General features: G+C 71.7%; 20 protein-coding genes. 9 read left to right on the forward strand and 11 right to left on the reverse strand.

The genetic code is table 11. The annotated features are described in order from the left end of the window. Nucleotides 1-34: 34 nt before the first annotated feature. Nucleotides 35-934 (forward strand): neutral zinc metallopeptidase, encoded by a 900-nt coding sequence (locus AAEP86_RS01865; RefSeq protein WP_420368873.1) that lies wholly within the window; start codon nt 35-37, stop codon nt 932-934. A 100-nt stretch (nt 935-1,034) separates the two neighbouring features. On the opposite strand, the gene AAEP86_RS01870 is transcribed toward AAEP86_RS01865, so the two are convergent. Further along, nucleotides 1,035-1,988: a DsbA family protein gene (locus tag AAEP86_RS01870; RefSeq protein ID WP_420368874.1), complete on the reverse strand. Its 954-nt coding sequence runs from the start codon at nt 1,986-1,988 to the stop codon at nt 1,035-1,037. A gap of 242 nt (nt 1,989-2,230) precedes the next feature. On the opposite strand from AAEP86_RS01870, the gene AAEP86_RS01875 reads away from it, so the two are divergent. Both AAEP86_RS01875 and AAEP86_RS01880 read left to right on the forward strand, forming a co-directional pair. Further along, nucleotides 2,231-3,331, forward strand: a complete 1,101-nt coding sequence (locus AAEP86_RS01875; protein ID WP_420368875.1) for an ABC transporter ATP-binding protein — start codon at nt 2,231-2,233, stop codon at nt 3,329-3,331. Nucleotides 3,332-3,418: 87 nt separating this feature from the next. Continuing rightward, nucleotides 3,419-4,732 carry a DUF4032 domain-containing protein gene (locus tag AAEP86_RS01880; RefSeq protein WP_420368876.1) on the forward strand — a complete coding sequence of 438 codons (1,314 nt, stop codon included), beginning with the start codon at nt 3,419-3,421 and terminating at the stop codon, nt 4,730-4,732. A gap of 104 nt (nt 4,733-4,836) precedes the next feature. Here the strand turns inward: AAEP86_RS01880 and rlmB are convergent, their stop codons facing one another. The 4 genes from rlmB to AAEP86_RS01900 all read right to left on the reverse strand — a co-directional run bounded on the left by rlmB (nt 4,837) and on the right by AAEP86_RS01900 (nt 9,100). After that, complete coding sequence (rlmB, locus tag AAEP86_RS01885) at nt 4,837-5,847, reverse strand: 23S rRNA (guanosine(2251)-2'-O)-methyltransferase RlmB (RefSeq protein ID WP_420368877.1); 1,011 nt, start codon at nt 5,845-5,847, stop codon at nt 4,837-4,839. Between the two features lie 28 nt (nt 5,848-5,875). Then, nucleotides 5,876-7,285: a cysteine--tRNA ligase gene (gene cysS, locus AAEP86_RS01890; protein WP_420368878.1), complete on the reverse strand. Its 1,410-nt coding sequence runs from the start codon at nt 7,283-7,285 to the stop codon at nt 5,876-5,878. A 119-nt stretch (nt 7,286-7,404) separates the two neighbouring features. Further along, the gene (gene ispD, locus AAEP86_RS01895; RefSeq protein WP_420368879.1) at nt 7,405-8,568 is read right to left on the reverse strand and encodes a 2-C-methyl-D-erythritol 4-phosphate cytidylyltransferase; all 1,164 of its coding nucleotides are present in this window, start codon (nt 8,566-8,568) and stop codon (nt 7,405-7,407) included. Between the two features lie 49 nt (nt 8,569-8,617). Further along, nucleotides 8,618-9,100: a CarD family transcriptional regulator gene (locus AAEP86_RS01900; protein WP_017888066.1), complete on the reverse strand. Its 483-nt coding sequence runs from the start codon at nt 9,098-9,100 to the stop codon at nt 8,618-8,620. 162 nt (nt 9,101-9,262) lie between these two features. Here AAEP86_RS01900 and AAEP86_RS01905 point away from each other — a divergent pair, with 162 nt between their 5' ends. Continuing rightward, nucleotides 9,263-9,904, forward strand: a complete 642-nt coding sequence (locus AAEP86_RS01905; protein ID WP_420368880.1) for a hypothetical protein — start codon at nt 9,263-9,265, stop codon at nt 9,902-9,904. Nucleotides 9,905-10,018: 114 nt separating this feature from the next. Here the strand turns inward: AAEP86_RS01905 and AAEP86_RS01910 are convergent, their stop codons facing one another. Both AAEP86_RS01910 and AAEP86_RS01915 read right to left on the reverse strand, forming a co-directional pair. Further along, the gene (locus tag AAEP86_RS01910) at nt 10,019-10,699 is read right to left on the reverse strand and encodes a response regulator transcription factor (protein ID WP_022906624.1); all 681 of its coding nucleotides are present in this window, start codon (nt 10,697-10,699) and stop codon (nt 10,019-10,021) included. Further along, a complete protein-coding gene (locus AAEP86_RS01915; RefSeq protein ID WP_420368881.1) occupies nt 10,696-11,862 on the reverse strand; it encodes a sensor histidine kinase in 1,167 nt (388 codons plus the stop codon). Before AAEP86_RS01915 ends, AAEP86_RS01910 begins: the two co-directional genes overlap by 4 nt. A gap of 156 nt (nt 11,863-12,018) precedes the next feature. Between AAEP86_RS01915 and phoU the strand changes: the two genes are divergently transcribed. After that, nucleotides 12,019-12,687, forward strand: a complete 669-nt coding sequence (phoU, locus tag AAEP86_RS01920; protein WP_420368882.1) for a phosphate signaling complex protein PhoU — start codon at nt 12,019-12,021, stop codon at nt 12,685-12,687. Between the two features lie 78 nt (nt 12,688-12,765). Then, nucleotides 12,766-13,314: an AAA family ATPase gene (locus AAEP86_RS01925; protein ID WP_420368883.1), complete on the forward strand. Its 549-nt coding sequence runs from the start codon at nt 12,766-12,768 to the stop codon at nt 13,312-13,314. 195 nt (nt 13,315-13,509) lie between these two features. Here the strand turns inward: AAEP86_RS01925 and AAEP86_RS01930 are convergent, their stop codons facing one another. Continuing rightward, on the reverse strand, nt 13,510-14,256 hold the full coding sequence (locus AAEP86_RS01930) for a phosphoglyceromutase (RefSeq protein WP_420368884.1): 747 nt from the start codon (nt 14,254-14,256) through the stop codon (nt 13,510-13,512). Nucleotides 14,257-14,300: 44 nt separating this feature from the next. On the opposite strand from AAEP86_RS01930, the gene AAEP86_RS01935 reads away from it, so the two are divergent. Then, nucleotides 14,301-15,074, forward strand: coding sequence for a class I SAM-dependent methyltransferase (locus AAEP86_RS01935; protein WP_420368885.1), 774 nt, complete (start codon nt 14,301-14,303; stop codon nt 15,072-15,074). Between the two features lie 184 nt (nt 15,075-15,258). On the opposite strand, the gene AAEP86_RS01940 is transcribed toward AAEP86_RS01935, so the two are convergent. From AAEP86_RS01940 to AAEP86_RS01950, 3 genes are all read right to left on the reverse strand, one after another. Continuing rightward, nucleotides 15,259-16,344, reverse strand: coding sequence for a YgfZ/GcvT domain-containing protein (locus tag AAEP86_RS01940; RefSeq protein WP_420368886.1), 1,086 nt, complete (start codon nt 16,342-16,344; stop codon nt 15,259-15,261). Continuing rightward, complete coding sequence (locus AAEP86_RS01945; RefSeq protein ID WP_420368887.1) at nt 16,344-16,946, reverse strand: FABP family protein; 603 nt, start codon at nt 16,944-16,946, stop codon at nt 16,344-16,346. The genes AAEP86_RS01940 and AAEP86_RS01945 overlap by 1 nt, the downstream gene beginning before the upstream one ends. Nucleotides 16,947-17,200: 254 nt before the next feature. Then, nucleotides 17,201-17,482 (reverse strand): hypothetical protein, encoded by a 282-nt coding sequence (locus tag AAEP86_RS01950; protein ID WP_420368888.1) that lies wholly within the window; start codon nt 17,480-17,482, stop codon nt 17,201-17,203. A gap of 179 nt (nt 17,483-17,661) precedes the next feature. On the opposite strand from AAEP86_RS01950, the gene AAEP86_RS01955 reads away from it, so the two are divergent. Both AAEP86_RS01955 and mshD read left to right on the forward strand, forming a co-directional pair. Beyond that, nucleotides 17,662-18,345 (forward strand): response regulator transcription factor, encoded by a 684-nt coding sequence (locus tag AAEP86_RS01955; RefSeq protein WP_420368889.1) that lies wholly within the window; start codon nt 17,662-17,664, stop codon nt 18,343-18,345. Beyond that, nucleotides 18,345-19,166: a mycothiol synthase gene (gene mshD, locus AAEP86_RS01960; protein WP_420368890.1), complete on the forward strand. Its 822-nt coding sequence runs from the start codon at nt 18,345-18,347 to the stop codon at nt 19,164-19,166. Before AAEP86_RS01955 ends, mshD begins: the two co-directional genes overlap by 1 nt. Nucleotides 19,167-19,207 lie beyond the last annotated feature (41 nt).

Raw genomic sequence — 19,207 nt, forward strand, 5'->3', positions numbered from 1 at the left:
GACGCGGACCCCGTCGCCCCGTAGGTTCGAGGGCATGACGTTCAACGACGACTCACGACTCGAGGGCGGGAAGGTCACCCGCCGCGGACCCGGCCGTGGGACCGCGATCGGCGGCGGCGCGGTCGGCATCGGCGCCATCGTGGTGTTCCTGGTCTTCCAGTTCACCGGCGTCGACGTCAGCGGTCTCGTCGACGGCGGCGGCGGCACGACGCAGATCCAGCAGGAGGGCGACAGCGTCGACGCGGCGTCCGAGTGCCGGACCGGCCGCGACGCGAACGCGAAGGTGGAGTGCCGGATGGAGGGTGCCGCCGAGTCGCTCGACGCCTACTGGTCCGCCGAGTCCCGGCAGCTCGGGATCACCTACACGACCCCGGGCTTCGTGCTGTTCACCGGGTCGACCGACACCGGGTGCGGACAGGCCTCGGCGTCGACCGGGCCGTTCTACTGCCCGCCGGACCGCTCGATCTTCCTCGACACCGCCTTCTACGACGACCTGCAGTCCCGGTACGGCTCCTCCGGCGGTCCCCTCGCGCAGATGTACGTCGTCGCGCACGAGTGGGGGCACCACGTCCAGCAGCTGCAGGGTGCCTTCGCCTCGACCAACCGCTCGGGGACGGGCGCCTCGTCGGGCAGCGTCCGCGTGGAGCTGCAGGCCGACTGCTACGCCGGCGCGTGGGTCGGTGACGCGGCGAACACGAAGGACGCGGACGGCGAGACGTTCTTCGAACCCGTCACCCGCGCCGAGATCGACGACGCGCTCTCCGCGGCGAGTGCCGTCGGGGACGACAGCATCCAGCAGCGGTCGAGCGGCCGCGTCGACCCGGACTCGTTCACGCACGGCACGAGCGAGCAGCGCCAGGACTGGTTCCTGCGCGGCTACCAACGCGGCGCGACGTCCTGCGACACGTTCAGCGTCCCCGGCTCGTCGCTGTAGGACGCGACCCCGGGACGGACAGGAGGCGCGGTGCCAGCGGGCACCGCGCCTCCTGTCCGTCCGACGGCCGGAACCGTCGGGGGCCGTCGGGCGGCGACCGTCAGGCGGCGGGCGTCGCGCTCGACGTGGGGGTCGCGGACGGTGTCGGCGACCCGGTGGGCGTGGCCGACGGGGTCGGCGTGGGCGTCGGGGTCGTGTCGGTCGTCCCGGCGGCGGTCACCACGAAGGTGCGGAAGTCGTCGTTCGTGATCGGCGACGTGAGCTCGTAGCGCTGCCCGTTCACGAGCACGAGCGGCACGCCCGGGAACTCCCGCAGCGTCGATCCGGGGACGTCACCACCGGTCACCGAGCTCGTCCGTTCGTCGACCCACCGGGCGTACTCCTGGTCCTGGATGCACTTCCGGATCGCCGCGCGTCCCTGCAGCCCGTCCACGCTCGTCACCACGCGGGTGAGCTGCGCGTCCGTCAGGCCGGCGGTGTTCTGCTCGGGCTGCTCGGCGAACAGCGCCTCGTTCACGGCGAAGAACTGGTCCGGCGAGTCGTTCGCGACGCAGGCCGCGGCGTTCGCGGCGCGGAGCGAGTACTTCGTGCCCTGCGACCGGTTCGACAGGGTCGCCACCGGGTGGATGTCGACCGTGGCCGCACCGGAGTCGACGAGGCCCTGGATGTACTCGCCGTTCGCCTTCTCGAACTGCGCGCACGTCGGGCACAGGTAGTCCACGTACATCGTGATGCGCACCGCACCCGAGCCGTCGGTGGCGCTCGGCGACGCGGACGCGCCCGTGCGGACGGCCTTCAGGTCCTGCCCGATCGTGATGCCGCCCTGCGAGGTGTTCGCCGGTCCGGGGCCCGCGGGCTGCACGGAGTCGACCAGCACGAGCGTGACGATCGTGGCCGCGGCGAGCAGCACGACGCCGAGGCCGATCTGCAGCCCGAGCCGCAGCCCCCGCTGTCGTCGCTTCTGCTGGGTGCGCGCACGCTGCGCACGCTGCCTGGCTGCTTCTCGTCGCTCGTTCCGCGCGGCGCGGGCGTCACCCTCGGGGCGGTTGGTCATCGAGTGGTCCTCCTGGTTCGGGCGTCCACCGCACCTCCCCCGAGCGGCGGACGGACCCGTCGATCGTAGTGGGGCGCTCTGGGAACCAGCCAACCAGGCTCGACCGGCACTGGCGCTTCCCCGGGAAGTCGTGTTGTATGAGCACCGATGGTCGACGGCGACCATCCGGGGCCCGCACGGGCACACCGCTTCACTCGGATCGTCCGGCACGTACCTGCCGGTGAAGAAAGGACCGAACGCTCATGGCGTCCGTCACCTACGACAAGGCAACCCGTCTCTACCCCGGAGGCACCCGCCCTGCGGTCGACTCCCTCGACCTGGACGTCGCCGACGGCGAGTTCCTCGTCCTCGTCGGCCCCTCGGGTTGCGGCAAGTCCACCTCCCTCCGCATGCTGGCCGGCCTCGAAGAGGTCAACTCCGGCGCGATCCGCATCGGCGACCGCGACGTCACCGACGTCCCGCCGAAGGACCGCGACATCGCGATGGTGTTCCAGAACTACGCGCTGTACCCGCACATGACCGTCGCCGAGAACATGGGCTTCGCGCTCAAGATCGCCGGCGTCGGCAAGGACGAGCGCGCCAGCCGCGTGCAGGAGGCCGCCAAGCTCCTCGACCTCGAGGACTACCTCGGCCGCAAGCCGAAGGCGCTCTCCGGTGGTCAGCGTCAGCGCGTCGCGATGGGCCGCGCGATCGTCCGTCAGCCGCAGGTGTTCCTCATGGACGAGCCGCTGTCGAACCTCGACGCGAAGCTCCGCGTGCAGACCCGCACCCAGATCGCGTCGCTGCAGCGTCGTCTCGGCGTCACCACCGTCTACGTCACGCACGACCAGACCGAGGCGCTGACCATGGGCGACCGCATCGCGGTGCTCAAGGACGGCATCCTGCAGCAGGTCGGCACCCCGCGCGACCTGTACGAGAAGCCGAACAACGTGTTCGTCGCCGGCTTCATCGGCTCGCCGGCGATGAACCTCCTGCCGGCCGACGTGGTCGAGGGCGGCATCAAGTTCGGCACGCTCAACCACGCGATCGACCGCGACACGCTCTCCAACGCGCGCGCCGCCCAGATCACCGTCGGCATCCGTCCGGAGGACGTCCAGGTCTCGCACTCGGGCGACGGCCTGCCGGTCACGGTCGACGTCGTCGAGGAGCTCGGCGCCGACGGCTACCTCTACGGCCACGCCGACGTCAACGGCTCGCGCGTCGACATCGTCGCCCGCGTCGACGGCCGCTCGCACCCCTCGATCGGCGACACCATCGTCGTGACGCCGAAGTCGGGCCACGTGCACGCCTTCGACACCGAGTCGGGCGAGCGCCTCGACGACAAGGCCGTCGTCAGCGCGTAACGCAGGAAGTCACACACAGGAGGCGCGGTGCCAGCTGGCACCGCGCCTCCCGTCACGTTCTCACCCCGGTAGCAAGAGGAACCCACCGTGCCCGACTCGATGTCCATCACCGCAGCCACCGTCGACCCCGGCCTCCTCGACCTGCCGTGGGACGTGCCGCTCGCGGACTGGCCGGACGACACGATCGTCGCGCTGCCGAAGGGCATCTCCCGGCACCTCGTCCGCTTCGTGCACCTCAGCGGGTACGTCGCGGCCGTGAAGGAGACCGGGGAAGAGGTCGCGCGCGCCGAGTACGAGATGCTCCGCACCCTGCAGCGCATGGACGTGCCGTGCGTCGACCCCGTCGCGGTCATCACGAACCGGATGAGCCCGGACGGTGAACCACTGCACCCCGTGCTCGTGACCCGGCACCTGCGGTTCTCGCTCCCCTACCGCGCCCTGTACTCGCAGACACTGCGCCCGGAGACGGCGACCCGACTGGTGGACGCCCTCGCCCTGCTGCTCGTACGCCTGCACGTCATCGGCTTCTACTGGGGTGACGTCTCGCTGTCGAACACGCTGTTCCGTCGCGACGCCGGCGCCTTCGCGGCGTACCTCGTCGACGCCGAGACCGGGAAGCTCTACCCGGGCGGCCTGTCGAACGGGCAGCGCGAGAACGACCTCGAGGTGGCGCGCGTGAACATCGCCGGCGAGCTGCTCGACCTCGAGGCGGGCGGCCGGCTCGACGAGAACGCCGACGCGGTCGACGTCGCGAACCGGATCGTCGCCCAGTACCGGATCCTCTGGAAGGAGCTCACCGGCACCGAGCAGTTCGACATCAAGGAGCGCTGGCGCATCAACGACCGCGTCGAGCGGCTCAACGCGCTCGGCTTCGACATCGAGGAGCTGTCGATCCACACCACCGAGGGCGGCTCGCAGGTGCGGATCCAGCCGAAGGTCGTCGACGCCGGCCACCACCAGCGGCGGCTGCTGCGGCTGACCGGTCTCGACGCGGGCGAGAACCAGGCCCGACGGCTCCTCAACGACCTCGACTCGTACCGGGCACGGAACGGTCGCGACCTCCTCGACGAGGAGATGGTCGCGCACGAGTGGGTGTCGAAGGTGTTCGAGCCGGTGATCCGGTCGATCCCGCGCGACCTCCGCGGGCGGCTCGAACCGGCCGAGGTGTTCCACGAGCTGCTCGAGCACCGGTGGTTCATGTCCCAACAAGAGGAACGATCGGTGTCGCTGCCCGAGGCGACCACCGCCTACATCAACGACGTGCTGCGGCACCGGCGGGACGAACGACTGCTCATCAACCCGCCGACGTCGTCCATCACGCTGCCGATCCCGGTGATCGACGAGGCCGGCGACGACGCGGACACGGACGCCGACGTCGAGGACTGGCGCGCGGGCGTCTGACGCGCTGCGGTCCGGACCACGCAGGGACGACCGCACGCACAGGAGGCGCGGTGCCGGTCCCTGGGACCGGCACCGCGCCTCCTGTGCGTGCGCCTGGCGGGGCGCTACTCGGCGCGACGGCGCCGCGCCACCTCCCAGAGGGTGACGCTCGCCGCGATGCCCGCGTTGAGGGACTCCGTCGCGCTCGAGATCGGGATCGACACGATCGCGTCGCAGGTCTCGGTGACGAGGCGCGACAGGCCCTTGCCCTCCGACCCGACGACGATCACGATCGGACGGTCGGCGAGCTCGAGGCCGTCGAGCTCCACGTCGCCGTCGCCGTCGAGGCCGAGCACGAAGAGCCCCATCGACTTGAGCGACTTCAGCGTCTGGGTCAGGTTCGGCGCCATCGCGACCGGGGTCCGGGCGGCTGCGCCCGCGGAGGTCTTCCACGCACTCGCCGTCACGCCGACCGAACGACGCTGCGGCACGATGACGCCGTGACCGCCGAAGGCCGCGGTGGAGCGGATGATCGCACCGAGGTTCCGCGGGTCGGTGATGCCGTCGAGGGCGACCACCAGCGGGACTTCGTCCTTCGCGAACGCCCGCTCGACGACGTCCTCGGCGACGGCGTACTCGTACGCCGGCACCTTGAGCGCCACGCCCTGGTGCACGCTGTCGTGCCCCGTGATGCGGTCGAGCTCCGGGCGCATGATCTCCATGATCGGCACGCCGCGGTGGTTCGCCAGCGCGAGGATCTCCTTCACGCGGTCGTCGACCTCGATGCGGGCGGCGATGTACAGCGTCGTGGAGGGCGTCTTCGTGCGCAGCGCCTCGAGCACCGAGTTGCGGCCGGTGACGAGCTCGTGGTCGTCGGTCTTGCGCGTCGGCGGACGACCGGTCCGCTGCTGCGGCGAGGTCGACGCACCGTGACGACCGCGTGCGGCCTCGTACCGCTCCTTCGCGGCCTTGCGCTTGCCGGCCGGGTGGTACGGACGGTCCTCGGCCTTCGGCGTGGGCTTGCGCCCTTCGAGCGCCTGCGCGCCCTGGCCGCCGGAGCCGACCTGCTTGTTGCCCTTGCGGCCGGAGCGGACGGCGCCGGGCCGGCCCTTCCTGCTCCCCGAGACGTTCTTCATTGCTCTCTCCTGTCCGGCACGGCCGTTGTCAGGCGATGCTCCAGCGTGTACCCGCTGCGGTGTCTTCGATGGTGATGCCCGCGGCTGCGAGATCGTCCCGCACCCGGTCCGCCGTGGCGAAGTCGCGTGCGGCCCTGGCGTCGGTGCGCTCCTGCACGAGGCGCTCGACGAGTGCTGCGAGCGGTGCGGCCGATGCGTCGTGGCCCCCGCCGGTCCAGTGGGCGTCCCGCGGGTCGATGCCGAGCACCTCGACCATCGCGGCCACCTGATGGTACGCGGTTCCGAGCGCTTCCGCATCGTCGGCGTCCAGTGCAGCGTTGCCGGCACGGACGGTCTCGTGCAGCACGGCGAGCGCCTGGGGCACCGCGAGGTCGTCGTCCATGGCGGCGGCGAAGGCCTCGGGCACGCTCGGGGCGTCCGCGAGCGGCACGCCCTCGAGCCGGGTGACGGCCCGGTCGAGGAAGCCCGAGATCCGGTCGAGCGCCGCCTCGGCCTCGGCCAGCGAGCCGTCGTGGTGGTCGATCGTCGAGCGGTAGTGGGCGGCACCGAGCGCGTAGCGCACGACGAGCGGCCGCGCCGAGCCGAGCATGTCCGCGGCGAAGACGGAGTTGCCGAGCGACTTCGACATCTTCTGCCCGCCGACGGACACCAGCCCGTTGTGCAGCCAGTACGACGCGAACGGGTCACCGGCGGCGGTCGACTGCGCCAGCTCGTTCTCGTGGTGCGGGAAACGGAGGTCGAGGCCCCCGCCGTGGATGTCGAACGCCGGGCCGAGGTAGCGGCGGGACATCGCGGAGCACTCGATGTGCCACCCGGGGCGGCCGGGGCCCCACGGGGAGTCCCAGTTCGCCGTCGCGGGCTCGCCCGGCTTCGCGCCCTTCCAGAGGGCGAAGTCGCGGGGGTCCCGCTTGCCGCGGGGGTCGGCGTCCGCGGCCTCGACCATGTCCTCGCGGCGCTGGCGGGTGAGCGCCCCGTAGGACGCCCAGCTGCCGGTGTCGAAGTAGACGTCGCCGGAGCCGTCCGCGGCGGCGTAGGCGTGGCCCCGGTCGACGAGCCGCTGGATGATCTCGTGCATCTGCGGCAGGCTCGCGGTCGCCCGTGGCTCGTAGGTCGGGGGCAGGATGCCGAGGGCGGCGTACGCCGCGGTGAACTCGAGCTCGACCCGGTACGCCCGGGCGAACCACTCCTCGTCGGTGGTGGCGGCGAGGTCGAGCACCTTGTCGTCGATGTCGGTGACGTTCCGCACGAGCGTCACCCGGTACCCGCGGTGGGTGAGCCACCGCCGCCAGACGTCGTAGACCAGCGCGGAGCGGAGGTGCCCGATGTGCGGCGACGACTGCACCGTCGGGCCGCAGACGTACATGCTGACGTGTCCGTCGACCAGCGGGACGAGGTCGACGACGGCTGCGGCTCGGGAGTCGTAGAGGCGTACGGTCACGCCCCAAGCCTAGGACGTCGCGACGGACGGGTGACGGGACCGCGCAGCGCGCCGCACACCCCGTCGCGCCGTGGTGACGGGACCGCGCAGCGCGCCGCACCCCGCCCCGCCGTCGCCCGTCAGAGGGGTCGGACCAGCGCCGTGGCGATCGCCGCGAGCCCCTCGCCCCGACCGGTGGAGCCGAGGCCGTCCGTCGTGGTGCCGGACACCGCGACCGGGGCCCCGACGACGGCCGCCAGGGCGTCCTGCATCTCGGCCCGGCGGGCGCCGATGCGCGGGCGGTTGCCGACGACCTGCACGGTGACGGACACGGGGACCAGACCGACCGACGCCAGCATCCCGACCGCACCGCGGACGAAGACGTCCCCCGCCGCACCGGCGTAGGCGGGGTCGGACGTGCCGAAGGTCCCGCCGATGTCGCCCAGGCCACCAGCCGAGAGCAGGGCGTCACAGACCGCGTGCGCGACCGCGTCGCCGTCGCTGTGCCCGGAGAGGCCGGCCTCGCCCGGGAAGTCGAGGAGTCCCACACGGCAGGGCGACGCGTCGTCGAACGCGTGCACGTCGAGACCGAGGCCGATGCGCACGCCGTCGGGGGCACCCGTGCGCGACCGCACGATCGACTCCGCACGACCGAGGTCCCACGGGGTGGTGATCTTGAACGCGTCCGCGTCGCCCGGCACGACACGCACCGTGCCACCGGCGGCGGCGAACACCCCGGCATCGTCGGTCTCCGCCTGCCCGGACACGGAGTAGGCGGTGCGGAGAGCCGCGAGGGGGAACCCCTGCGGCGTCTGCACCCCGACCAGGGCCGATCGGTCGACGGTCTCGGCGACGACGTCACCGTCGACGCGCTTCACCGTGTCGGTCACCGGCAGCGCGGGCACGAACCCCGCTCCGTCGCCGGTGGCCACGGCGTCGAACACCCGGGTGAACTGCGCGGCCGGTGTCAGGCAGCGCGCTGCGTCGTGGACGAGCACGGTGGTGACGGAGTCCGGCAGGACGGCCAGGCCGGCCTCGACCGAAGCGTGACGATCCGCGCCTCCCGGGACCACCGCCGTGTACGCGGCCGCCGCCCCGGCGACCGAGGCGACCACCTCGTGACAGGCGTCGAGCAGCGACGCCGGCGCCACGACGACGACGAGCGTCGGCTCCGGCAGGGCGAACACCGGTTCCAGCGCCCGGGCGAGCACCAGCCGGCCGGCCACCGGGACGAAGGCCTTCGCCGTCCCGACGCCCAGCCGTGTGCCGGACCCGGCCGCAACGACGACGACCGCCCTGTCCACCCCTTCGGGGAACAGAACGGTCGAGGTCGTGTTCAGTGCTTCGGCGTGCTCAGGAGGCGAGGACCTCGTCGAGGACGGTCGATGCCTTGTCCTCGTCGGTCTTCTCGGCCAGCGCGAGCTCGGAGATCAGGATCTGCCGCGCCTTCGCGAGCATCCGCTTCTCACCCGCGGACAGGCCGCGGTCCTGGTCACGGCGCCACAGGTCGCGGACGACCTCGGACACCTTGATGACGTCACCGGAAGCGAGCTTCTCGAGGTTCGCCTTGTAGCGACGCGACCAGTTCGTGGGCTCTTCGGTGAAGGGGGCCCGGAGGACCTCGAACACCTTGTCGAGCCCTTCCTTGCCGATCACGTCACGGACACCGACGAGGTCGACGTTGTCCGCCGGCACCTCGATCGTCAGGTCACCCTGGGTGACCCGCAGCTTCAGGTAGACCTTTTCCTCGCCCTTGATGACGCGCGTCTTCACTTCAGAGATGGTTGCCGCCCCGTGATGGGGGTAGACCACGGTCTCGCCGACCTCGAATTGCATGTATCAGGCTCCGTTCCGAGACACCCAGTTTACCACAAGCGGAATTGGGGTAAGGGGCACCTAACCACGACCCCTCCCAGGTCCTCGCTAGGATGGTGGAGTTCGGACCGTCCGGTCCACGTCGTGATCTTCCGGAGGAATCTCTTGCGAGCTCGGGTACTCGTGTCCGTCGCCGTTGCGGCAACCATCGCGCTCGGCGCCACCGGCTGCGAGTTCTTGTCGCCCGCCCAGACCACGGAGATCAAGCAGATCACCGACGGCGTGGACGTCTCGACCGGCAAGATCGCCGTCCGCAACGCGCTGCTCATCTCGGACGACGGCGAGCAGGCGCGCTTCATCGGCACCCTCGTGAACACCGCCGAGAAGGGCGACATCACCCTGTCGATCGAGGTCGGTGGCGACACCCAGACCGTCGAGGTCCCGGCGAACACGCACGTCGACCTCGCGATGACGACCGACACCACGGCCGAGGGCGCCACCGAGGACACCGGCACGACCACGCAGGGCACCGAGGCCGGCACGGGTCGCGACGTCGTCTTCGACAACGCGGACGCGAAGCCCGGCTCGCTCGTCAAGGTCTACTTCTCGTACTCCGGCGCCGAGGGCGTCTCCGCCAGCGTCCCGGTGCTGACGAGCTCGCAGGAGGAGTACTCCACCCTCGCGCCGACCCCCACGCCCACCGGCACCGCGACGACGCCCTCCGAGAGCGGCACCGAGCCGACCGGCGACGCCACCGCTCCCGGCACGCAGACGGGCGACTCGCAGACCGACTCGTCCAGCGGCGACGCCGGCACGAACGGCTGATCACCCAGGACCACCGGACAGGAGGCCCGGTGCCGGTTCCCAGGACCGGCACCGGGCCTCCTGTCGGTCGCGCTGCGCGCGGGGCGCGACCCACCGGTCGCGCCCCGTCCGGCGTCAGCCCTCGATGCGGTACCCGAGCCCGCGCACGGTGACCAGGATCTCCGGAGCACTCGGCACGCGCTCGATCTTCGAGCGGATGCGCTTGATGTGCACGTCGAGGGTCTTCGTGTCCCCGAAGTAGTCCGACCCCCACACGCGGTCGATGAGCTGCCCGCGGGTGAGCACGCGTCCGGCGTTCCGGAGCAGCAGCTCGAGCAGTTCGAACTCCTTCAACGGCATCGGCGTCTCCGAGCCGTCGACCGCGACCGTGTGCCGCTCGACGTCCATCCGGATGCCGCCGACCTGCAGGATGCCGCTGTCCGCCGGGTCGTCCTCCGTGCGGCGTCGCAGCACGGCCCGGATGCGCGCGAGGAGCTCGCGGGTCGAGTACGGCTTCGTCACGTAGTCGTCGGCCCCGAGCTCGAGCCCGACGACGATGTCCACCTCGGAGTCCTTCGCCGTCAGCATGATGATCGGGATGTTCGACCGGGTGCGGATCTGCCGGCACACCTCGGTGCCGGAGAGCCCCGGCAGCATGAGGTCGAGCAGCACCAGGTCCGGGTTCTCCGCGTCGAACTTCGACAGCGCGGTCACACCGTCCGCAGCGACGGAGGTGTCGTACCCCTCGCGCTGCAGCAGGAACTCCAGGGGCTCGCTCAGGGCCGGCTCGTCGTCGACGATGAGGATCTTGGTCACGATTGCTGCTCTTCCAGTTGCTCTTCGAGTGCGGTGGTCAGTTCGGTGTCCGCCTCGGGGAGACGGATCGTGAAGGTCGAGCCCTTGCCGGGCTGCGACCAGACGCGGACGTCGCCGCCGTGGTTCCCGACGACGTGCTTGACGATCGCGAGCCCGAGGCCGGTGCCACCGGTGGCGCGGGACCGCGCCGGGTCGACGCGGTAGAAGCGCTCGAACACCCGGTCGAGGTCGGCCTCGGGGATGCCCACGCCCTGGTCGGTCACGGCGATCTCGACGAAGCCCTTGGTGGACCGCACGCCGACACCTACACGCGTGTGGTCCGGGGAGTACTTCACCGCGTTCGCGATGAGGTTCGAGACGGCGATCTGCAGCAGCCCGGGGTCGCCCATGACGCGGAGCTTCGACTTCTTGGCGCGGACGAGCTCGATGTCCCGGGCGCGGGCGACGATCTCGTTCGCGTCGACCGCGGCCTGCACGATGCGGTCGATCGACGTCTCCTCGCTGTTCTCGAGCGCGTCGACGGACTGCAGCCGCGAGAGCTCGATGATGTCCTTCGTCAGGGCCGCCAGGCGTTCGGACTCGGTGACGAGCTGCGCGGCGAACCGCCGGACGTGCTGCGGCTCGTCCGCCGCGGCGACGAGGGTCTCGGACAGCAGCCCGATGGCCCCGATCGGGGTCTTCAGCTCGTGCGAGATGTTCGCGACGAAGTCCCGTCGGACCTCGTCGATACGCCGGCTCTCGGTGAGGTCGTCCGCCGTGACCAGGACGTACCGGTTGCCGAGCTGTGCCGCCCGGAAGCTGAGGTAGCCGATCTGGTCGCTGCCCCGACCGCGCGGGAGCTCGAGGTCCTCCGACCCCATCTCACCGCTGCGCCGCACCCGGTCGACGAGGTCGGCGAGCTCCTGGTGCACGAGCTTCCGCCGCACCACCAGCCCGACCGTGAGCGCCTGCGGCGACGCGGCGACGACCGTGTTCGACGGGTCCACCACCACCGCCGGGTTGTGCATCGTGGCGATGACCGCGGCGACGCCGTCCGGGAGGGTGCGCTCCGCCACGTCGGCGGCACGGGCGGTGCGCTCGGCGGTGATGATCAGCCCCACGACGCCCGCGCCGAAGACCCCGCCGAGGAGCATCGACAGTGGCACGAGCCACGCGTTGTCCATGCCGCCAGTGTAGGGATGGTCACACGGGGTTCGAGCGCCGTTCACCCCCGTTCGCGGCCGTTCCGGGTCCGGATCGCGAAGCGTTCAGACGGACGTCACCGTTCGTTCACCTGACCTGACGACACTCGACCGGTACGCAGAGAGAGGTACTCCCCCATGCGCGAAGTCTTCCAGCAGGAGCTCCAGGACGTCCAGGAGCGTCTCGCCGAGATCGCCGGACTCGTCGAGTCCGCCATCACCCGTGCCACCCAGGCCTTCACCGACTCCGACGTCGCCCTCGCCGAGGAGGTGATCGCCGACGACGCCAAGATCGACGAGGCGGCGAACAGCCTCGACGAGATCGCCATCGACATCCTGGCCCGCCAGGCCCCCGTCGCCCGCGACCTCCGCGTCGTCGTCACCGCGCTCCGCGTGAGCTCGTCGCTCGAGCGGATGGGCGACATGGCCGAGCACATCGCGCAGCTCGCCCGCCAGCGGTTCCCGGAGAAGGTCGTGCCGAAGGGCCTGCGCGGGACGTTCAAGCAGATGGGCGCGCACGACGTCGCGATGGCCCAGAAGCTCACCCGGCTGCTCTCGACCGAGGACATGACGCTCGCGGCCGAGATCCGCGACGAGGACGACGCCGTCGACGAGCTGCACGCCAGCGTGTTCGACTTCGTGCTCGGCGAGACCTGGAAGGGCAACCCGATCGACACCGTCGACGCAACCCTCGCCTCGCGGTACCACGAGCGCTTCGCGGACCACGCCGTCTCGATCGCGAAGAAGGTCGAGTACCTGGCGACCGGCGACTGGACCGGCGCCTCGACGTCGACCGCGTCGGTCTGACCCGCCCCACCGGGCGGCGCAGGTCCGCTGCGGTCTGATCGGACGCAGCGGACCGTTCCGGTCTGCCAGGATCGAGGCATGGCCCAGGTCGCGATCATCGTCAACGGCATGCCCGGTTCCGGCAAGAGCACGATCGGTGGCGCACTCGCCGAGGTGCTCGGCTGCCCCTTCCTGTCGAAGGACCGCATCAAGGAACCGCTGGCCGACGTCGTCGGCCCGATGATCGCGTCGCGCCCGCTGGGCGCCATCGCGATGGACACGATGTGGCAGATGGCGGCAGCGGTGGAGAACGGGGTCGTCCTCGACGCCGTCTGGCTGCCGTCGCGGGACCGGGACCTCCTGGAGGCGCGGCTCGCCTCCGCCGGGTCACCGCGCGCCGTCGAGGTCTGGTGCCACGTCGACCGGGCCACCGCCGAGGAACGGTTGCGGGACCGCTACGACCCGGGGACCATGCCGCCGCGGCACGAGGTGCACGGTGACCTGGCGGACGTCCTGGCGTTCTGGGACGAGCACGGTCCCGAGGCGCAGCCGGTCGGGCTGCCCGGGGTGCCGGTCGTCCGGGTCGACACCACCCGGCCGTACGACGTCGGCGCGCTCGTGCAGGAGATCGCCGCGCACTTCGTCTGACGCACCGCGGCGCGAGGAGCCGACCACTCCGCCGAAGCGACACGGCGCTGGCGAGGCGATCCGTTCCTCCCGGCAGAGCGACAGAAGTCGGCGGAACGTCCGCGGCAGACTGTCGCTTTCGCGAACCGGTTCTCGCCCAGGCCGAACACACGAACGCCCCGCCTGGTGACCAGGCGGGGCGTCCTCGGGCGGGTGCTACTTCTTGGCGCCCTGTGCGGCGACCGCTGCCGCACCGGCCGCGGCGGCCTCGGGGTCGAGGTAGTACGCGGGCTTCGTCGGGCGGAACTCGTCGTCGAGCTCGTACACCAGCGGGATGCCCGTCGGGATGTTGAGACCCGCGATGTCGTCGTCCGAGATGCCGTCGAGGTGCTTCACGAGCGCACGCAGCGAGTTGCCGTGCGCCGTGACGAGGACGGTCTTCCCCTCGCCGAGGTCCTTCGTGATGTCCGACTCCCAGTAGGGCAGCAGACGATCGATCACGAGCTTGAGCGACTCGGTGCGGGGCAGCTGGTCCCCGAGGTCGGCGTACCGGCGGTCACCGGCCTGCGACCACTCGGCGTCGTCCGCGATGGGGGGCGGCGGCACGTCGAACGACCGACGCCACTCCATGAACTGCTGCTCGCCGTACTGCTCGAGCGTCTGGGCCTTGTCCTTGCCCTGCAGGTCGCCGTAGTGGCGCTCGTTGAGGCGCCAGTCACGCTTCACCGGCAGCCAGGCGAGGTCGGCTTCGAGCAGGGCGATGTCCGCCGTCTGGATCGCGCGGGTCAGCAGCGAGGTGTACAGGACGTCGGGGACGATGCCCGACTCCGAGATGAGCTCGCCGGCGCGCTTCGCCTCCTTCTCGCCCAGCTCGCTGAGTCGGACGTCGACCCAGCCGGTGAACAGGTTCTTCTGGTTCCAGTCACTGTTGCCGTGACGCAGCAGGACGAGCGTGGAGGTCATGCCCTCGATCCTACCGAGCGTCCGGTCCTGCGTACCCTTGGGGGATGCCCATCGGGAACGTGACGCGCGGGACGACGGGGCACAACCGGCTCCGCCGGGTCGACCGCTGGATCGCCGCGCTGCCGGCCCTGCGGCGGACGGCCGACCCCCTCGTGGCCGACGTCGGGTACGGCGCGCTGCCGACCACGACGCTCGAGCTCCGGGACCGCCTGGCACGGGTGCGCCCGGACGTCGAGGTCACCGGGATCGAGATCGAACCGGCACGCGTCGCCCTGGCGAACGCCGGCACGCGTGACGGGGTGACGTTCCGCCTCGGCGGCTTCGAGACACCGACCCCCGAGGGCCGTCGCCCGGTCGTCATCCGGGCGTTCAACGTCCTGCGGCAGTACGACGAGTCGGCGGTGCCGGACTCGTGGCGGATCATGCAGGACCGGTTGCAGCCGGGCGGCGCGCTCGTCGAGGGGACCTGCAACGAGGTCGGCCGGGTGGCCTCATGGGTGACCCTCGACGAGGTCGCGCCGCGGACCTTCACGGTGTCGCTCCGGCTCGCGGGCCTCGACGTGCCGAGCATCGTGGCGGAGCGGCTGCCGAAGGCGCTCATCCACCGGAACGTCCCCGGGGAGCGGGTGCACGCGTTCCTGCGCGACCTCGACCTGGCCTGGGCGGTCGCGGCGCCGCTCGGCACGTACGGTCCGCGGCAGCGGTGGATCGCGGCGGTGCGGGGGATGCGGGACCGGGGGTGGCCGGTGCTGCACGGCGTGACGCGGTGGCGGCTCGGCGAGCTCAGCGTGCCGTGGTCGGCGGTCGAGCCCGCCTGACCGGTGCGGGTGTGCGGGCGGCCGGTCGGACGGGTGAACTGGCGGGCCGAGACTCGGCTCCGCGGACTGTTCCGCGGTCGGCTCGGCACTGAAGTGTCCGCCGGGCCGAGACTCGGGCTGCCTGGTGGCCCAACGAGCGGTCCCGCCGGCGGTGCCGGCGGGGCCGAGAACCGGACGCGCGGGACTACGAGCGGCGGACGGCCCCGAGCCGGGGCAGCCGCGGAACGTTCGCCGTGGCGCCGGCCTCGGGCGGCACGATGGTCTCCTGCGTCGCGGTGACGACCACGTCGTCCGCGGTCAGTGACAGCGTCGCAGCTGGGTCGAGGGAACGCTTCACGATCGCGAGACCGATCGGCCCGAGTTCGTGGTGCACGGCCGACGCCGCGAGTCGCCCGACCTCGTTGTCGCCGACCACGACCGGCGTCCCCGGAGCCGGCAGAACGGCGTCGGAGCCGTCGAGGTGCAGCATGACGACACGACGCGGCGGGTGCCCGAGGTTGTGGACCTTCGCCACGGTCTCCTGCCCCCGGTAGCAGCCCTTCGACAGGTGCACCGCCGAGCGGAGCCAGTCGAGCTCGTGCGGGATCGTCCGCTCGTCGGCGTCGGACAGCGCGGGGCGCCACGCGGCGATGCGCAGGGCCTCGACCGCCAGCAGGCCCGCGGCCGGCACGTCCGACGCGGCGACCGCGGCCGCGGTGTCGGGGGTGACCACAGCGATGCGGAGGGTCCAGTCGGAGCCGGGGTGCGCCTCCAGGTCGGCGTAGCCCCACCCGCCGGGCGCGACCGACGACCAGGGGTCGACCCACTCGACGACCACGTCGTCGGCGGCAGCGACGGCCTCGGCCCCGTCGAAGCGGCCGAGCGTCACGAAGTCCGCGGAACGGTCCTCCACCTCGACCCGGAGCATGAAGCGCATCGAGGACAGCCAGGCCGCCAACCCAGCGGCGTCGTCCCGCTCGGTGAGCAACCACGTCACCGCGCCGTCGTCGACGACACGGGCGGCGTGCTCGACACGACCGGACTGGTCGAGCACGAGGGTCTCGGTGCTCACCCCGGCGTCGAGGCCGAGGAGGAGCTGCGAGGTGATCGAGTTGAGCCACGACAACCGGTCCGGACCGGACACCGTGACGACGCCGAGCCCGAGCTCGACCACCGCACGACCGCGGGCGAGCAGGCGTTGCTCGCCGAGCGGGTTGCCGAAGTGCGCGGCCGGCGCACCCGGCGCGTCCGAGGACGCGACGAAGCCCGGGCGACCGGCGAAGGCGCTCATCAGTCGACCTTCGCGAGCTGCCCCGAGGCGTGCGAGGTGAGCTCGCGGCCGAGCGCGGCGATGTCCCACGCCCAGAAGAGCTTGCTCTCGACCAGGCCGTACAACCGGGTGGCGGCCGAGTAGTCCTTCGCGTTCGGCGAGCGCATCACGGCGTCCGTCGCGAGGTCGATGCGGCCCTTGCGGACCCGACCGACGTAGAGCTCGTTGACGCCCGTCGGGTGGATGATCGCGGCCTCGACGTCGAAGCCGTCCGTGGTGTTCCGGAGCGCCTCGACGCTCTCGACGGTGGTGAACGGCGTCGGGCCCTCGCCGAGGAGCATCGCGGGACCGCGGTCGCCGGGCTCGGACGGCCGGTCGATCCGCCAGTAGCCCATCTCGGCCGCGAGCGGCGTGTGCTCGTCGTCGAGCAGCCACGTCGTGGACGAGTAGTTGAGGTAGGGCAGACCGTCGTGGCTGAAACTGACGCGCTGGCCGAACTCGTACTTCCGGGGTTCCTCTTCGTCGCCGACGGGGTACTCGACGACGCCGGTGCCCTCCCAGACGCCGACGAGCCAGGACAGGGGCACGAGTTCGGGGGCGAGGCCCTCGGGCAGTTCGATCAACGCTGACCCTTGAACAGCTTCACGATCACGGTCACGGAGATGAACGCGATCGCGAGCGACGCCAGACCGAGGAGGCCCACGTAGAAGAGCTCGAGCGCAAGCAGCGAATCCATGGGGCGAGTCTACGCGGCGCGGCTCCGCACGGAAGGTGAGCGGCGGCGCGCCCTGCTCCGGCATGGCGCGCGCGGCCGCACGGCGGGCGCGCGGCTGCACGGCTGCACGGCGGCCGGCGGCGGCGTCGTGCGGCGGCTCGCTCAGCGCGCGAGCAGGACCACCGCGGTGACGAGCACGACGACGAACGCCCCCGAGGACGCGATGCTGATCCGCTCGACCAGGCCGTCCTTCGTCGCCGTGATGAGCTGGAGCACGAAGCTGACCAGCACGCAGAGGACGAAGACCAGCAGCAGCCAGGCGAACGAGTCCTTCTGCGTGAGCGTCAGGACCAGCACGGCGCCGACGACCGCGAGCAGCCAGACCGGCAGCACGGACGTCAGCCTGAGGCGACGCTGGTCGGTGGGCGGCACGGGCTCGGTCACGCGCCCCATCATGACAGAGCGGGTCGCCCGCGCCCCGACCGTCGGTCACCGCGGCCCCGACCGTCCGGCCGCCATCGCCCCGACCGTCCGGTCGCCGCGTCCCGACCGTCCGGTCGGGAGGGGCACTTCCCGAGCATCACTAGGATGTGTGCACGACTCCCCCACGCCCTGGAGGTCCTGTGGCCCAGCTCCTGGTACTCACCTCAGCCGCGCCCGGCGACGTCCTGCCGAGCCTCGGTCTGCTGAGCCACCGGATCCGCCACGTCCCCGCCGAGGCCGCGCAGCTCGTCAACGCCCCGCAGAGCGACCTGATGTTCGTGGACGCCCGCACGGACCTCGCGAGCGCCAAGGCCCTCTGCAAGATCCTCGCGACGAGCGGCTCGACGACCCCGATCATCCTGGTCGTCACCGAGGGCGGCCTGACCGCGGTCAACAGCGAGTGGAACGTCGACGACGTCGTGCTCGAGACCGCCGGACCCGCCGAGGTCGACGCCCGCATCCGCCTGAGCGCCGGGCGTGCGTCGAAGAACCAGACCGGCTCGAAGATCCAGGCGTCCGGCGTCGTCATCGACGAGGCGAGCTACTCCGCGAAGGTCCGCGGACGGCCGCTCGACCTCACCTTCAAGGAGTTCGAGCTCCTCCGCTTCTTCGCCACCCACCCGTCGCGCGTCTTCACCCGCGAGCAGCTCCTCAGCGAGGTGTGGGGCTACGACTACTTCGGTGGCACACGGACCGTCGACGTGCACGTCCGACGACTGCGCGCGAAGCTCGGCGACCTCGAGTCCCTCATCGGCACCGTCCGGAACGTCGGGTACCGCTTCAACGTCTACGACGACGAGGCCGACCGGCTCGCGGCGCAGTAGTGGACGTCGCGCTCGAACGGTTCGTCGTCCCCGGTGAGCCCCGCCCGTTCTCCGACCAGACGCTCGTCGACGTGCGCGCCGGCCGGGCCGCGGTCGTCGGGGACGAGCGCGGGGTCGCCGTGGTCCGCGACGGCGAGCTGGAACTCGTGGTCGGCCAGGAGGCACGGGGCCGCGGCCTCGGGACCGCCCTGGTCGAGCAGGTGCTCGGCACGGGCGGCGGGGCCGCACCTTTGGTCACGCCGGCTCCCCGGCTCGCGTGGGCGCACGGTGACCACCCCGCTGCCCGGGCGCTCGCGGCACGGTTCGGGTGGACGCCCGTCCGCACCCTCCTGCAGCTCCGCGCGCCGATCCCGTCCGTGGCGCCGGACCCCGCCGTCCCCGCCGGGTACTCACTGGCGGCGTTCCGCGCCGGTGACCACGGCGACGAGTCCGACTGGCTCGGCCTCAACGCCGCGGCCTTCGCGCACCACCCCGAGCAGGGGCGGATGACGCTCGACGACCTCCGTGCCCGTGAGGCCGACGACTGGTTCTCCGGCGACGACCTGCTGCTGCTCCGCGACGAGGCCGGCGTGCTCGCCGGGTCGTGCTGGCTCAAGGTCGAGGACGGGATCGGCGAGTTCTACGCCGTCGCCGTCCGCCCCGACCTGCAGGGACGCCGGCTCGGTGGGGTGCTCATGCGCGCCGGGACGGCACGACTGGTCGGACGCGGCCTCTCCGCCGCGGCGCTCTACGTCGAGGGCGACAACGAGCCCGCACTGGCGCTCTACCGCCGGTCCGGGTTCGAGCAGCACGCGATCGACGTGCAGTACGCCGCTCCCTAGCCGCCCACAGGCCGGTCGTTCACCGCCCGTTTCCACAGGGT

Origin of the sequence: Curtobacterium sp. L1-20, assembly GCF_048755855.1 — a bacterium.
Lineage (GTDB): Bacteria > Actinomycetota > Actinomycetes > Actinomycetales > Microbacteriaceae > Curtobacterium.